A 15,511-nucleotide genomic window follows, 5' to 3' on the forward strand; every position below is an offset into this window, starting at 1 on the left:
TCTCTACGACCTCAAATCCGCTGCAAGAATGCCATCCTACAGCGAAAATCAGAGTTCTCGGACGGTCTGGGGGGGGGGTAATTTTAACACAAGCTCCCAAAAGGAAGTACGGTAGACCATTGAAATAGGCATTGCGAAAATACTGAGTATCCTCAGGGCATACATCAGCTATATTATACTTGACGAATACGCCTGTCAGCAGCAGAGGCAGTATCGACCAGAACGCCCATCGCCACACATTGTACATATCTATAAGGAAGACTATAACCAACACGTAGATGTAGGCAGGCAGATACCAAAGGTGTATGCTGAATGTCACATCGTTGAAAAGGATCAGATCGGTGATATTCTTCCATGTAGGCATCCAAGGCCGATGAATAGTCAGCAGCTGAACCATTTCGGTCTTGAGTAGATAGAGTGCTGCACTCCAAGCAAAGATCTTGGCTATACGACCTATGCGTTCCCACTTACGCTTTGCACCAAAGATGAAGTAGCCAGAGAGGGCAAAGAACAGAGGTACAGCCACCTCGGTGACAGGCAACACATTAACTTTATATGGATACTCGCAATGTATGAACACTACGAGTGTCGCGCACAGCAGCTTCAGTGAGTCTATTGTATGATTCCGTTGTACATTAATCATTGGATTCTTCTTATCACGAATTAGCGAATGTGAGAACTGTTGTTCGCTAATCTTCTAATTTGATGATTCGGGACTTATTAAACATACTTACTCGTATCTCATCAAATCACGTTGTGTTCCCCAGTCCTTATACTCTTCCACCATCATCGGGCGGAAAGGCTTCTTGTCGAGAAGCATAGCATAGATTATGTGGGAGAGGTAGAGACGCCCATACTGACGAAGACAGTTATAGTAGTATAGGAAGGTCTCCACTCGCTTGATAGCGTAACCGCCGGCACTGATGTAGCGACCCACCACAGTCTTCTCGATGATGTTGGTAAGATAGTACATATCATCAACAGCTGCATAACTCTTGTCTTTAGGTGACAAAACCTCCAACTGCTCAATAGGGAAGATGGCTACAGCATTCCCATCGGTAAGGTCGGTACGGAAGAAACAGTCGGCATCCTTGATAAAGATACTATCCTCTATCCGTTCCAGCATGATGGTGCGATAAATAGTCTCAGCTTGATCCTGCGTGGGTTCATCGAGCACCACTACCTTAGCGTTCTTGATGCCGAGACGTTTGAACTGAAGTTTCAGTGAGTCAGCCACAAAGAAGCGCTCATTATGCTTGCGAAGGACAGTAAAATAGATATTATCGAACTTCTCGAACTCCAACCCCATGATGCTCTTTATACAAATGATCACGCCATCCTTGTCCAAACCAAAGACATATGGAAGCCCATTTTCATACTCTGGTTTGTCGGCAGCTACGGGAACAAGCAAGCTCTTGCGAGTATTGAGAGGATTTGAGAAAGTTTGAGAAGAAGTACCTTCTCCACAGTCTCCTACATTCTCCACATATCTCTTACCATCTAAACCATCAAGTAGCGACTCAAGAGTCTCCTTGAGAAAACAGAGGACCTTCTCCTCATGCGCATACGGCAGAATGCGGAGGATGTTCATGAGCTGCATAACAGGATAGTTAGTACGATACCACTCATACTTATTGCTGAAGTAGGAATCAATCTCGCGGTCTATCTTATCGAGCACAATATGCAGACGGACAGCATCATATCGCTTGGTGTACATCAGTTGTGACCAACGATAGCGGGTATCCTGACGAAGCTTGACAATGTCCTGCAAGGGGGTCTCGAGAAAGCTATCGAGGAAGTCTATGAGATAGTAGTTGTTACCATTGAACAGGATGTTGCTAAAGGTGAGGTCACCATGGCAAAGTCCTACGGGAATAAGCATGTCCTTGAGATTAGTAAAGACCTGTTCAGAGCGGCTAAGAATGGAAGCAATACGCTCGTCATCCTGATAGAGTGGATTGTGCTCGCACTTGCATTTGATTTCGGAAAACTTATCTTGAAATATCTTAGAAGATACAGTCTGCAGCTTGCTTTTGCTGATCTCATGTTCCACAAAGTACTCCAATGCACCAATCAGGTAATCCACTTGCTCAAAGCCTGCCTGCTCGAAGAACTCGATGAAGTTTTTAGAGTACACATATTGCATCTTGACCACAACGGTCTCATCAGTTTTCTCAACATCGTAAATTTTAGGCACACGGATATGCTGATGTTCTATCTCTGCTGCTGCACGTTGTTTCTCTGCCTGCAAAACAAGGCGCTTAATGTACTTTGGATCTGCCGTGGATTTATACACATAAATCTCATTGCCCTCATTGACCACATCAATCTGGCATCCACTATGTCCTTTAACTTCTATCTTCATACTCTTCTTTTAAAAGACGTTACTTTTAACTTAATCAATAACTTTTCTGATTTTATCAACATTGCTGCAATAACGTAAGAAATCAACGTTACAATAACGAAAACTATAGGTACTGAGTTAATCCATATTGGCATATCTTGGAAAACGCCTCTAGTAGCAACACTAAAAAATATGCAATGGATGAACTGGCGGTTCAGCATAAAACTCCTTAATCAAACAATGATGGAGTATCATGAAAACAATTGCTATCCCCTTCAAAACAGTTGTCTTGTCTTTTGAAATACTTATTATCATTTCTTAAAATATTTCAAATCACAAAAACTGTTTCTCCGAGACTACCATACATTGCGCTCCTGAACCCTTTGCTGCATCAATACCAACTTGACTGTCTTCAAATATCAAAGTTTCTTCAGGTTTGACACCAAGAGTTTCCATCGCTTTAAGATAAATCTCTGGTGATGGTTTACCTTCCTTTACATCCACTCCTGCAAAAATCAAATCAAAATGTTTATCAACTCCAAGGAATGTAGCTGCATTCATGAGATTCTCCTTCCGAGCTGTTGAGGCAATTGCCGTCTTTGCTCCCATTACTTTGAAAGTCTCGATCAATGAGATTAGCGCCTTATTAGGACGAAGACTGTCAAAATACTTAGGATAAGCTTCTTTCTTCGCCTTTTTGATTGCATTTACTTTTGCTACATCATTGATACCAATTTCTAACATAAAGTGCTCAAAGCGATATCCGAAACACTCACGATAGCGCTCTGAAGTAAGCGTTTCGCCTATACTGGCAAACGCTTCTTGATAAGCGCGAAGATTAGCCTCAAAAGTATCGACCAGTGTGCCATCAAAATCTGTAATTATTGCCTTAATCATAGCAAATATCTTTGCAGTTCTTCGGGGGTTCCGTATGAGTAGTATTCTTCCATAGGTGCGAGCCGAACGCGTTCCCCTGCTGCCAGCATATAGTTATATAGCAGGCTCACGTAGTACTCGTTTTTTTTGAACTCAGCTTCATTAAGCAACTGATGTGCGATCTCCTTGAAACGCTTACCTGTAGAAAAGAGGTAAGCACCACAAAGGGCGTGATTGGAGATGACCTCTTTCTCGGCTGTACGTATTACGTAACCGTCCTCACCGACCTCTGCATAACTGTACTTAGGCTGCTCGGACTCGAAACTGACAAGAGCACCACCGTTAGCTTCCTCCATCGACAGAGAAAGGATCTGTTTAATGATCTCGATGAACTTCACACTCCTGAACTCCAAATCACAATCCATCACGATGACGGCATCATCATCTGCAATAGCACTCTCTGCAATCAGACAGCTCTCAACAGCTCCACGGGTAGTCTTCATTACTGAGAAGATATTAGCCTCAGGCAGGAATAATTTGATACCTGCATCGATACCATACTTATTGATGTGTTCTTGACGCACGATGAAGCTATACTTCATCTCAATACCCTCAGCAACCACACTACTAATAGCACGTTTAAACAGAGGCTGACCGTTAAGCTCAATGAGAGGTTTCGGAGTGGTCCAGCCCGCATTAGCAAAACGAGAGCCCTCGCCAGCCATAGGCATAACAATGTGTAGACGTCTCATATTGTTTATTATTTACCAAATTTGTCTTTGAATATCTTTATCATTTCACCTGAATGAGTAAAACAACTGCACAATTCCGATTAGAAGTAGTAATATCTAACAATCAATCTATAATTACCTCAAACTTCTCATGCACAGGAAACTAGAATACAATATTAAATTTCATTTAATCACATTCAATATAGGTGAAATAATTTTCTTAATTATCCACGAACCGATATAGGTTAGTACAAAGGTCATGAAGAGAGTGTATAAGTAACTATGTATAGGACTGAAGACTAATCGTTTAGTATAGAGATTAACCGACTCAGTAAAGAAGATGGCATGAAAAAACCACATATACATCGAGAGGTCGCCAACTTGCATCAATCCCTTGCTCAACCACTTCACATTGACGCTATTAAAAATGCCAACAACAGCAAAGATGAGCAGTGGAGTATAGAATGCCTGTATGCAGAAGCCTGCGGTCTGGATCTTGAGAGCATTTACCACCAATACTGCTGCAATAGTAAGCAATGCCAATGGTATATGCTCCCTACCCTCAAACCATGTAGGGATCTTGCCTTGCACATTCCACATCGCACACATATAGCCCACTATAATCAGAGGTATGAGCGTACAAGTTATGAACATCATGTGAACGATAGGCATAGTATCCCAATCACGAATGGAGTGAATGCCTACAGCAAGTATGTAGAATACTATAATAGCAATCAACCATCCAAAACACTGGAACTTCTGAAAAAACTTATGTAGTGCAGGCATAAGCAGCATGCTAAAGCAATAGAAGCCAACGAACCAACTATACCAATTGAGCGTCTCCACGAAACCAAACATATTGTAGAACAACTCTACAATACCATTTTTACTCCCTATTGCATTACAGTCCAATACATCATAAAATTCACCAGATGCGTATGCAGCAGGAACAAACATACAAAATAGCATCGTCCAAAAGGGTACTATCAACAGGAGTATACGCTTGAGGCTATATTTCAATGTCTTGTTCTTTGAACAAAAGAAACCATAGCCAACAAGAAAAGCAAAAATATACACACACATTTTTGTTGATGCTACTTGATGTTCAAAATAAGAATACAATGACGTCCCTCTCTCCGACCAATACGAAGGATTACTCGTATGGTGAATAAGCATCAATAATAGAGCAATACCTTTAAGTATTTGTGTCTTATCACGACCGAAAGTTATCGTACTCATAATAATGCTTTTGTGATAAACTCTTTTGATTTCACCTGTAACATTCTTCTCTTCTCATTGACACTGTCCCATTTAATGGTTGTATTAAAGTCAATCTCCTGCAATGATTTGGCAGTAATCAATCTATCTTCCAATCCATACATAGACAAAAGACTCTGAAAACGTGCCATTCCACGACTTTCGTTACCTACCACCCAAAAAGGTTTATTGAAAATGATACTAAAAACAGTCCCATGAAATGAATCAGTAACAACCATATCAGCCTCCATGAAAGCTGATACCCAATCCTCAACAGGAGGATAAATACATTTATCTATCTTACCATAGAGATTATAAACCTCATCCGGTAACTCAGGCATTGATTCAAATGGTTTCTTCCCTACCCTTTCCGCTATTTTCTTAATTATATTATTTTTTTCTTCTGTTCTGTCTAATATATAACAAAAGAGACTACCTCTGTCTTTTGAGCATGAACCTATAATTACCTTATAATCCACTGATTCAAGCAACATTGTAGGATCAAGAACTTGTACAGCATCCACATTAAAATACTTTTTACAAAGCCCTATGGCTGACTGCTCACGTACGGAAACAGCATCAAAACGTTTAAGAAGTTTGCTACATTGAGCAGTTAGTTCTGGAGAAAACAACCAATCATCACCACCAAAAGAAGCAGCATAACTGATACGCTTAATACGGCTATCCAGAGGGAGAAAATCTAGGAAATAATTAGGCTGACAAGGAGAGTAATGAGGACGCCATACTTGGTCACTACCTACAATGATAGCATCCAACTGCAGCCGTTCTACCTCGTTTCTCAATTCTTCCGTAGAATAACAATAATTAGAGTAAGGAATTATATGCTTATTTATAAACTTATATGTATTCTGAGCTATATAATCACGCTTCTCCTGAGCCACATAATAATGCCAAGACTCACGTTTACCCATCAGCATCTTCACTATATGCTTAACGTAATAGATGTAAGCCCCTTTAAAACTATACTGCCTGTTCCATTCACGCCGTACAACAATAGCTTCATGCCCCATACGTTGCAAAGTATGCTGAAGCGCATAACATTGGAGAAGACCACCATAGTTACAATAGAGTGGCTGAGTAAGGATCCCTATTCTCATATTCAATATTTACCTAACAATCTCCTGACTGTCTCTATTCCATTTTTTCCAAGAACCATACGTACAGTTCCTATAATCTTATTCTTGATGATTATCTTATAATCATTGAGATAAGTGCGCATAATCTGGATAGCATCACTCTCACCCTCAGTAGTAGTAAATACTTCAAAAATGACTGGTTTGTCACCAATAATTGGATTCAAGAACTTATCGACATTTAGAAGGAACTCCTCTTTGGTACTTGCCTGATAATACTCATAACCCAAATCTTCTGCATAATGCTTAACAAGAACTGATGATTTCTGTCCATAATGCCCAGCGGCCGCCACATATTTATCGGCATCTTCTCCCAAAATGGAACAATAATGACCATAATTTCTAAACTCGTTACCCTTACCATTATTGATAAGTAAAATACGAACATTATTACCTACATGACGATTGCCACAAACATTCATATCATAGAAAAAAGCAAGATCACCAAAAATACCGATATGCAACTTGTCAGGATGGGCTAAAGAAGCCCCCACAAGGGTTGACACACCACCATCAATACCGAATCCCCCAACATTACATGAAGATATAACCGACTTTGGAAGAGAGAAAAAGTTGTAACTACGAAGAGAATTGTAAATCCCCATATGAAAATAACTATTCTCCGGTAATCCGTCATGAATCTGTTGAGCCATCCATACATTACTAAAAGGGAGTTCAGGAAGTTTGGCTAATGCTCCCTTAAGTTCCTGCTGACATGCATCATAAAAATTTGTACGAGGTGTGTAATTCTCTGGAGTATATACCTCGAAGAAATAACTCTCTGGCATCTCAAAAATATGAGTAAGACAACCGAAAGTATTGCGAAGAATTCCATCCTCACTAACTCGCCATACCCCACCGATACTCATGCGTGCCAAATCTCCTGAAACTTCACCAAGATGAATTAGGATATCTGCACTCAAAAAAGGCGAACGATAATTATCCTGTGTGAAAAAGAGAGAGAAATGAGTCTCGAACCTACCACGATAGCCACTAGTATGATCACAAAAAACAACTGCATCGTGCGCTTCACAAAAGTGGTCAATGGCATTTGTCTCTTCTACAGTAAAAGGTTTATGAGCACCAATAAAAATAGCCACACGCTTACCTTCCTGAAGATCGGGAAGTTTATCAAAAGCAGTATGTAGTTCAATTTTACGTACAATTGGTAATTCTTTAACTGAAAAATCCAGTGAATACCCTGTATGCATATTTATATGAGCAGGTCCACCACCGTGCTGACGAAGGGCAAGAATAGCTTTGATAGCCTCATTCATACAATAACATCCATCAGCTATTTCTTTAACAAGAGGAACTGTTACACTAGTCATCGCAATATCATTAGGTATGTTGCGGCGGTCAATCTGCTGATCTACCAGATGTCCAATGGAAGCATCCCCACGGTGCGAAGTGATAGCTAATATGGGCAACTTGCGATAATAAGCCTCTGTGAGTCCCGGCATATAGTTTCGGGATGCGGTTGCCCCTGTACAACTAATTACTACAGGTTCACCACTTTCTGCTGCAAGTCCACAAGCAATATAAGCAGCACTACGTTCATCAACTGATGAATAAATTTCAAAGAAGGGATCATTCTGAATACTACCGATAAATGTCATGTTGGTAGTACCAGGAGACGCAATCACTTTTCGAATGTTGTAAGCTTTAAGTAATGCTATGACTATCTGTACATTCCGTTCGTTGGTATAGTATTTCTTTTTCATTATTATATCATTATTTCCATCGAGCATTAATCGTTTTTCCTTCATTGCAAACAAGTATCTGCCCATTGAGACAATTAGAAGCATCACTGAGAAGAAAACAAGCAACTTCTGCCACTTCTTCAGGCAAGTAGTAACGGTCTGTAATGTTATAATTACAGGTGAGATTTCCATCAGTTCCAGCTCCCACCATATCAGATACTGTAACTCCAGGAGCAACAGCATTAATACGATAACCTTCATTCACATAACGATAAGCAAGTCCTTGGACAAGACTATTAAGCGCAGCTTTTGTTAATCCGTACGGACGTTCATCAACTGTAATACTAGTCTCTGAAGAAGTGAAAAGTATATTTTTGGTACCTTCTGTTTTATTTTCCATAGATTTATTGATAAAACATTGAGTCAAGAAAAAAGCTCCTTTAAGATTTGTGTCAAACTGAGAGTCAAACTGTTTTAAAGAAACATCAAGAAAACCATTTTCATGAAGAGAAATTCCTGCATTATTTACGATACAATTGACACCACCAAGCTGTTTGTCCGCTTCATCTATGAAAGATTTGAATGAATCGACATTCCGCACATCAAGCTGAAGATATTTGCAACCAATTTCTTCGGCACTTGCCTTTAATATACCCTCGTTTCTTCCTGCAATCAGCACCACTGCCCCCTCGGCCTTGAACTTCTTTGCCATAGCAAAACCAAGTCCCCTGCCACCACCAGTAATAATAATCTTCTTACCTTGCAACTGGTGATTAGGGTGAAGATAGCTGATGTTGGCTATAGTCTTTTTGGGGTTACCATGGAGAAGAAAAGAAACCATGTACTTCAATTTATTTACTACTGACATATTATCCTTTTTTTATTTTTGCCCAGACTTTCCCAAATGTCATTTCACGCTCATGTTTGGTTAAACCGATATAACAAGCAGCTAATCCTACAGAAATAAAACTAACCAAACAGGAGACAATCATACGAAAGAATGACGATTGCATATGCATTACCACAAGCACAGGGAGAATAACTCCGATAACTGTAGTAAAAGTAATAGGATACAAGACATTCTTTACAAATATTATTATTGGAAAATGAAGCAACCCTTTCATGATGTAAAGACGAGTAATATCCACACCCACATAAACCAAGATATAAATAATATAAGCGCTCTCCGCTGATAAATCACAAGCATAAGCAATCCAAGTAAAAGGAAAAACAAGTAAACCCACAAATGTAACCCATATCACATATCGTTTGATATTTCCTGTTGCCATACAAGCAGTATAGCAACTATTCCCAAGTATATTAACCATTACGCTTATCAGTGTAAGACGAACGAAAATGACAGTCAGTTCTGGCACAATCTTAAGCCATAAAGTAAGAATGTATTCAGTCTCAATCATAAGAGGAAGTGCAAATATTAGAAGGAGCAAATATGAAAACTTAGCTCCACGGCAAATAAGAGTAAACATCTGTTCTTTCTCACCAGCTGCATAACACTTGGTAATCTGTGGATTAATAGCAGTGGTGAAGTTGTTAACAAACTGCATTACTGCACTTTCAACTTGCGAAGCTATTCCTCGAGTGGCATTTAGTGTAACACCAAAAAAAATATTTATAAGAAGGCTGACACCTTGAGTGTTAAAAACATATGCTACATTCGTAAAAAAATTCCAACCAGCAAAACTTGTCATTTCTCGTAAAATTGCCTTATCATACTTCCATTTGTAATGACTCTCTTCAAAATATATATTACAATAAATGCTATAAGTAAAACGAATAATGACAGATACCGCAACTATCAAAACTGAATAGAAGATAAGTTTATCCCATGGCGAAATAATAAGCATGTAGCAAATAACTAGTTTCAAAGCTGCTTCAAGAATGCTGATATAAGCAAATGCAGACATCCGCTCATGAGCAATAATACAAGCATTATAAGGAACACTAACCAAATTAATACAAAAGGTGATAAGCGAGCATTGAAAGACCCAATTAGCTGCACTAATTCGTTCAAGGGGAATGGACATCTTACAATTAAGAAAATATACACCTATAATTTCGCCAAGGAGCAAAACGATAAGAGATATTCCCACCTGAATATTGACGCTCGTAGAAAAGATAGTGCTCAACCTATATGTATTACCTCTGCCTAATTCAAAAGTAATAAAGCGACTAATAGCAGAAGAGAGAGCAGCAGATATTACTGAAAACATTGCAACTACACCGCCTACAACATTATATATACCATAGTCTTCCACTCCGAGTTGGTTCAAGATGACACGACTTGTGTATAGCGTAATCATCATGATAAAAAGTGTACGAAAATAAAGTAAAACAGTATTCTTTGCTATCCGCCTATTGTTTGATTGCGAATTACTTATTTGTAGTTCTGACATATATTGCAAAAAGACTAATTATCTTCTCTAGCAGATTATTAAAAAATGAGATATTTACTTTTTACTTGACTTATGTTCTCCATAGCCATAGCCATAGCCATAACCATACCGTTTACCATAGCCATAATACTTGCCATATTTACCATAACCATAGTAATAGCCGTATTTCTTCTTCTGAAGATCAAAACCATTGATGGCAATACAAAGACTAGGCAATTTATCATTTTCGGCGAGTTCGTTAATCAAAGTAAACTCTGCTTTACGGGTGTAATCAGCACGACATACATAAACGGATAAGTCTGCCACACGTCCTATGAGTAAAGTATCTGTTACCATACCCACCGGAGCCGTATCCAATATTACGTAATCAAAATTCTTCTTCAAGATTTCAATAGCTTTCTCCAACCCGTCACGAGCCAACAATTCTGTCGGATTAGGAGGAACGGTTCCACCGGGAAGAATAAACAGATTCTTATTTATGTCAGAAGGTTGTACCAAGTCCATCAGATTCATAGTCGGATTAGTCAGGAACTGAGTAATACCATGCTCCTTCTTAGAAATATTGAATACTTTGTTCAACCCCGGTTTACGGATGTCTAATCCTACTATCACAACCTTTTTCCCCAACAAAGAGAGACTGATTGCCAGATTGGCTGATACAAAAGACTTTCCTTCACCACTGATTGTAGAAGTTACCAAAATCACGTTCTTACCTTGTTCAAGCATAAACTGAAGGTTGGTACGTACATTCCGAAAAGTCTCACTCATCAGGTTATTCTTATTTTCAAATACCGCAATAGAACCCGCCTTTTCGTCTGCTAACGGAATATCACCGACAACAGGAAGCAAAGTCAACTTTTCAACATCAGCACGACCTTCTATCTTGAACTTGGTCAGACCAATCAGATAAATGATACCTACCGGAATACCTATTCCGAATACTAAGGAAACCAAATAAATCATCATCCTTTTGGGAGAGACTGGACTGTCATCCGACAAAGCTTCATCAATAATCTTTGCATTATTGGCAGTAGCAGCCAAGGTGATGGCATTTTCTTCACGTTTCTGAAGCAGCATCAGATACAGACCAGACTTGATTTCCTGTTGGCGGGCAATACTCACAAACTGTCGTTCCTGAGTGGGCGCGTCACTGATACGACGGGAATAACGACCTGCCTCACGAACCAAATCAGCCTTAGTAATCTCAAGGCCTTTCAATGTTGCATCCAAGGTGGTCTGTATATTACCGCGCATCGCACGGATGCTGGCATTTAGATTTACAATTGCCGGGTTGCTTTCCGTAGATGTACGTAGCAGACGGTTACGCTCGGACACCATTTCATTATACCGATCAATTGCTCCCGCTACACCAGCATCCTGTAAACCGACATTTGAAGGTAACACCTCATACTCGGTACCCTGCAGGTATCTTTGCAAATCCATGACAAGATTAATCTGGGTCTGATTCTCCACACGCTTCTTCTCGTATTCGGCATTACCTGTCAAGGCAATCTGGGCTTCACTACTCAAATCCGTAATACCGGCACTACGTTTAAAATTCTCCAAATCCTGTTCCGTACTGCCCAACTCCTTGGAAATAATACCAATACGTTCATCAATAAATTCAGCGGTCTTCTGAGCCACCTCATTCTTGTCATTGTTGGCATTGATATTATACATTTCAAGCAGCTTGTCTATATAGTCTTTGCCACGTTGAGTGTTCGAGTTTTTGAGTGAAACGGTCACAACGGAAGTCGCCTTTGAGGTAGGAACGATTGACAGGAAATCTGCATATTTTTTCGCTACAGCAAAAGGCCTGTTAATATAAGCAGTAATATGACGTTCTTTTATTACACTTTCCGGACGGATAGGTGACAGAGTATCGTTATTCGCAAAAAAAGCAACCGTGCCTTCATCAGTCGGAAATACGGCAGGTAATTTCTCAAAACGTTTCCGGTACTCCTTTTTTCCAACCCTAATCTGTACATCCATCGTACCGACGGGTTGCAAAGACATACCCACCTCCATTGTCTGAGGAAGTTTATCCGCTTCCTGTGGAGTCAGGCTTACCAGAACTGGGGAAGTACGATACAGATCCCTCTTGGGAAACCTGTCCTCGTCCATATAAGTCACGAATAACCCCAAATTGTTTACCACTTCCCTGGCTAGAGACTTTGAACGAAGTACTTCGATCTCATTGTCTACATTATTGGATGAGGAGACGAAACCGTCCAATCCCATCTTTTCCAATTCGGAAGACATACTTGCACCACCACCTTTCTTCTCGTCCTTGATAAGGACAGTGGCAGTAATATTATAAACAGGGGTTGTCAAACGCAGATATCCCCACGCACAAGCCACACAGACTATTACCGAAACTACAAACCAAGGCCAATGAATCAGATAACGAAAAAAGATTTCCTGAATATTTACCTGTTCTTCAGATTGTTCCATGTGTTTCCCGTTTTTTCCCTCAATCATGCGATAATACTATTTGAAGATTGTTACTAATAAGCTTGCCAATGACACCAGAATAGAAGTAGCGGAGAACCACAAACTTGTACTGTTACCTATACCGGAGTTACGGGCCTTCGCCTTGTTCGGAGTCACATAAACTATATCATTCTGCTGTAACCAATAATAGGGGGAAAGAATGGTCTCCGCACTGTTCAAGTCCAATGTCACAATCTCTTGCCTGCCGTCAGCACCTTCACGAATCAGCTTGACATTGTCACGGACACCCCAGACGGTCATATCACCAGCCATGGCAAGGGCTTCCAACAGGTTGACTTTCTCATTGTTAATAGTAAACGTACCCGGACGAGCAACCTCGCCTAATACAGAAATTTTATAGTTTACCATGCGAACAGTAACTATCGGAGTCTCCTTGATGTAGGGTTTCAACTTTTCTATAATTAATTGTTCGGCCTCTTTCTTGGTCAGACCACCTACCTTCAATTCACCTAGAACAGGAAAATTGATTTTTCCGTCATTATCTACCAGATAAGACTGTAGAACGGGTTGGGTAGTCAGTTGGTTATTTCTGGCAGCCCCACTGGCGGGACTGGCAACAGTCAGATTGAATGGGACAGCCAATTCCGGACTGGTACATGAAACTACAATAGTAAGCAGGTCTTTAGACATTATCTTGGCATCATACAGATTTCCCTGTTGAACTGTTTGTTCCACGACCTTTACATCCTGTAAATAAGGTACTTTTTTATACGACTGACAGGAAGCAAACAAAAATATCGCTACTAAACAAAGAAGCAATCCAGTGCCCATTCCTTGTACACTCAAACAAGTACAAAATGATTTATCCATAAATTTCTCAAGTTTATTATTCTTTATCCAGTGCCTCAAATCGCGGAGAATTCTTTGATTTGAATTCAGGAACCACTTTCTTCATCAGCCTGACCGTATCCATGATCTTAACCGCACGGGAAAGTCTCTCAAACTCTGTGTACGTATCAAGGATATCGGCATATTCATACCGACGGACTTTGGCGATCATGATTTTCTTATTCTCTGTCGGAATCGTATTTTCTTTATCGCTCAACACCTCTTCATAAAGCTTCTCACCAGGGCGTAAGCCGGTGAATTCAATCTTGATATCCTCTCCCGGACGATAACCGGCCAGTTCAATCATACGGGTAGCCAAGTCGACAATCTTAACTGCCTTACCCATCTCAAAGACAAAGATTTCATTACCCTCTCCCATCGTAGCGGCTTCCATTACCAAACGGCAAGCCTCAGGAATAGTCATGAAGAAGCGGATGATATCGGGATGGGTAACTGTGACAGGTCCTCCATTCTCAATCTGTTCTCTAAAGCGAGGAATAACTGAACCGTTACTGCCCAATACATTACCGAAACGGGTAGTGATGAATTTGGTATTGCCTTTCACCTTTCCCTCACGAATAGCACAGCCCAGACTCTGCACATAGATTTCAGCCAGGCGTTTGGAACAGCCCATCACATTGGTAGGATTAACGGCTTTATCCGTGGAGACCATAATCATTTTTTCCGCACCGTATTCCACTGCCATATCAGCTACCTGACGGGAACCTGTGACATTCACCAGTACGGCTTCGCAGGGATTCTCCTCCATCAAAGGCACATGTTTGTAAGCGGCGGCATGAAAAACGATTTGAGGATGATAGAGATCGAATACCATGCGTACACGTTCCTTCACACGCACGTCGCCAATCACAGGTATGAAATCTATGGCTGGATAATTCTTCTCAAATTCAAGACGGACATTATGCAAAGGAGTCTCGGCAGAGTCGAACATGATGAGTTTCCGAATATCCATCTGTACCAGCTGACGGCAAAGTTCACTACCGATACTGCCGGCAGCACCGGTTACCAACACCACTTTTCCCCTGAATTCTTCAGCGACCTGACGAAGATTGATGTTTATTTCAGCACGGCCCAGCAAGTCTTCAATCTTAATGGGACGTATCCACTGGTGGAAATTACCGTCGGAATCCGCCTCACTGATAGTAGGAGCAATCAGAGTTTTAAGTTTATTGCTTTTACAATACTCCAAAAGGCGGTTCTCCTCCAGACGGGTATCCTCATAACGGGCAAACAGAATACCCTTAATACCACGTTTACGTATTATATAGTCAACATCCGCTTCGTTCTCAAAATAATAAATAGGAAGGTCCGCCAAGCGGCGACGGCTGTTGCTTTTACCATAAACATAAAAGCCTGCAACCTTATAATGGGCACTGTCACGGAGACGCAACTTCAAAGCCACACTCTCCTCGTCAACGCCATAAATAAGGATACGTGTATTCTTTTTATTTACCCAATCCAACAATAGATCGTAAGTGATGATAAGAGAAACACGAAAGACCGTCAGAGCAGCCAGCGTCAACAGACCGTCAAACAGAAGGTAGGAGACTTTATAATTATCAAGCAGTTGTGTGTCGGATATAATCCAGAAGGAAATCACGGACAAACATCCGACCTTGAATAATACAGCGCACATGATACGCCAAAGCTCGCGTGCCTGAGAAAAACG

Annotated in this window: 12 protein-coding genes; all 12 read right to left on the reverse strand. The window is 40.5% G+C overall.

Features of this window, described 5'->3' with window-relative positions:
- A partial coding sequence (locus NSB03_RS17550) for an acyltransferase family protein (RefSeq protein ID WP_257466539.1) occupies positions 1-643 on the reverse strand: 643 nt, incomplete at its 3' end.
- A gap of 87 nt (positions 644-730) precedes the next feature.
- On the reverse strand, positions 731-2,365 hold the full coding sequence (locus NSB03_RS17555; protein WP_245001060.1) for a phosphotransferase: 1,635 nt from the start codon (positions 2,363-2,365) through the stop codon (positions 731-733).
- A gap of 312 nt (positions 2,366-2,677) precedes the next feature.
- Positions 2,678-3,241, reverse strand: a complete 564-nt coding sequence (locus NSB03_RS17560) for an HAD family hydrolase (protein ID WP_121767060.1) — start codon at positions 3,239-3,241, stop codon at positions 2,678-2,680.
- Complete coding sequence (locus tag NSB03_RS17565) at positions 3,238-3,972, reverse strand: glycosyltransferase family 2 protein (RefSeq protein WP_024988454.1); 735 nt, start codon at positions 3,970-3,972, stop codon at positions 3,238-3,240. Before NSB03_RS17565 ends, NSB03_RS17560 begins: the two co-directional genes overlap by 4 nt.
- A gap of 162 nt (positions 3,973-4,134) precedes the next feature.
- The gene (locus NSB03_RS17570; RefSeq protein ID WP_257466540.1) at positions 4,135-5,190 is read right to left on the reverse strand and encodes an acyltransferase family protein; all 1,056 of its coding nucleotides are present in this window, start codon (positions 5,188-5,190) and stop codon (positions 4,135-4,137) included.
- On the reverse strand, positions 5,187-6,326 hold the full coding sequence (locus tag NSB03_RS17575; RefSeq protein WP_024988451.1) for a polysaccharide pyruvyl transferase family protein: 1,140 nt from the start codon (positions 6,324-6,326) through the stop codon (positions 5,187-5,189). Before NSB03_RS17575 ends, NSB03_RS17570 begins: the two co-directional genes overlap by 4 nt.
- 2 nt (positions 6,327-6,328) lie before the next feature.
- Positions 6,329-8,086 carry a thiamine pyrophosphate-binding protein gene (locus NSB03_RS17580; protein WP_217938269.1) on the reverse strand — a complete coding sequence of 586 codons (1,758 nt, stop codon included), beginning with the start codon at positions 8,084-8,086 and terminating at the stop codon, positions 6,329-6,331.
- Positions 8,087-8,096: 10 nt separating this feature from the next.
- The gene (locus NSB03_RS17585; RefSeq protein ID WP_121767063.1) at positions 8,097-8,933 is read right to left on the reverse strand and encodes an SDR family NAD(P)-dependent oxidoreductase; all 837 of its coding nucleotides are present in this window, start codon (positions 8,931-8,933) and stop codon (positions 8,097-8,099) included.
- A gap of 1 nt (position 8,934) precedes the next feature.
- Positions 8,935-10,341 carry an MATE family efflux transporter gene (locus tag NSB03_RS17590; RefSeq protein ID WP_308164800.1) on the reverse strand — a complete coding sequence of 469 codons (1,407 nt, stop codon included), beginning with the start codon at positions 10,339-10,341 and terminating at the stop codon, positions 8,935-8,937.
- Positions 10,342-10,533: 192 nt separating this feature from the next.
- Positions 10,534-12,960, reverse strand: a complete 2,427-nt coding sequence (locus tag NSB03_RS17595) for a GumC family protein (RefSeq protein ID WP_024988449.1) — start codon at positions 12,958-12,960, stop codon at positions 10,534-10,536.
- A 9-nt stretch (positions 12,961-12,969) separates the two neighbouring features.
- A complete protein-coding gene (locus NSB03_RS17600) occupies positions 12,970-13,803 on the reverse strand; it encodes a polysaccharide biosynthesis/export family protein (RefSeq protein WP_024988448.1) in 834 nt (277 codons plus the stop codon).
- 16 nt (positions 13,804-13,819) lie between these two features.
- The coding region (locus tag NSB03_RS17605; protein ID WP_257466541.1) for a polysaccharide biosynthesis protein at positions 13,820-15,511 on the reverse strand (1,692 nt) is incomplete at its 5' end.

The sequence above is a fragment of the Bacteroides acidifaciens genome (assembly GCF_024623065.1).
GTDB classification, from domain to species: domain Bacteria; phylum Bacteroidota; class Bacteroidia; order Bacteroidales; family Bacteroidaceae; genus Bacteroides; species Bacteroides acidifaciens.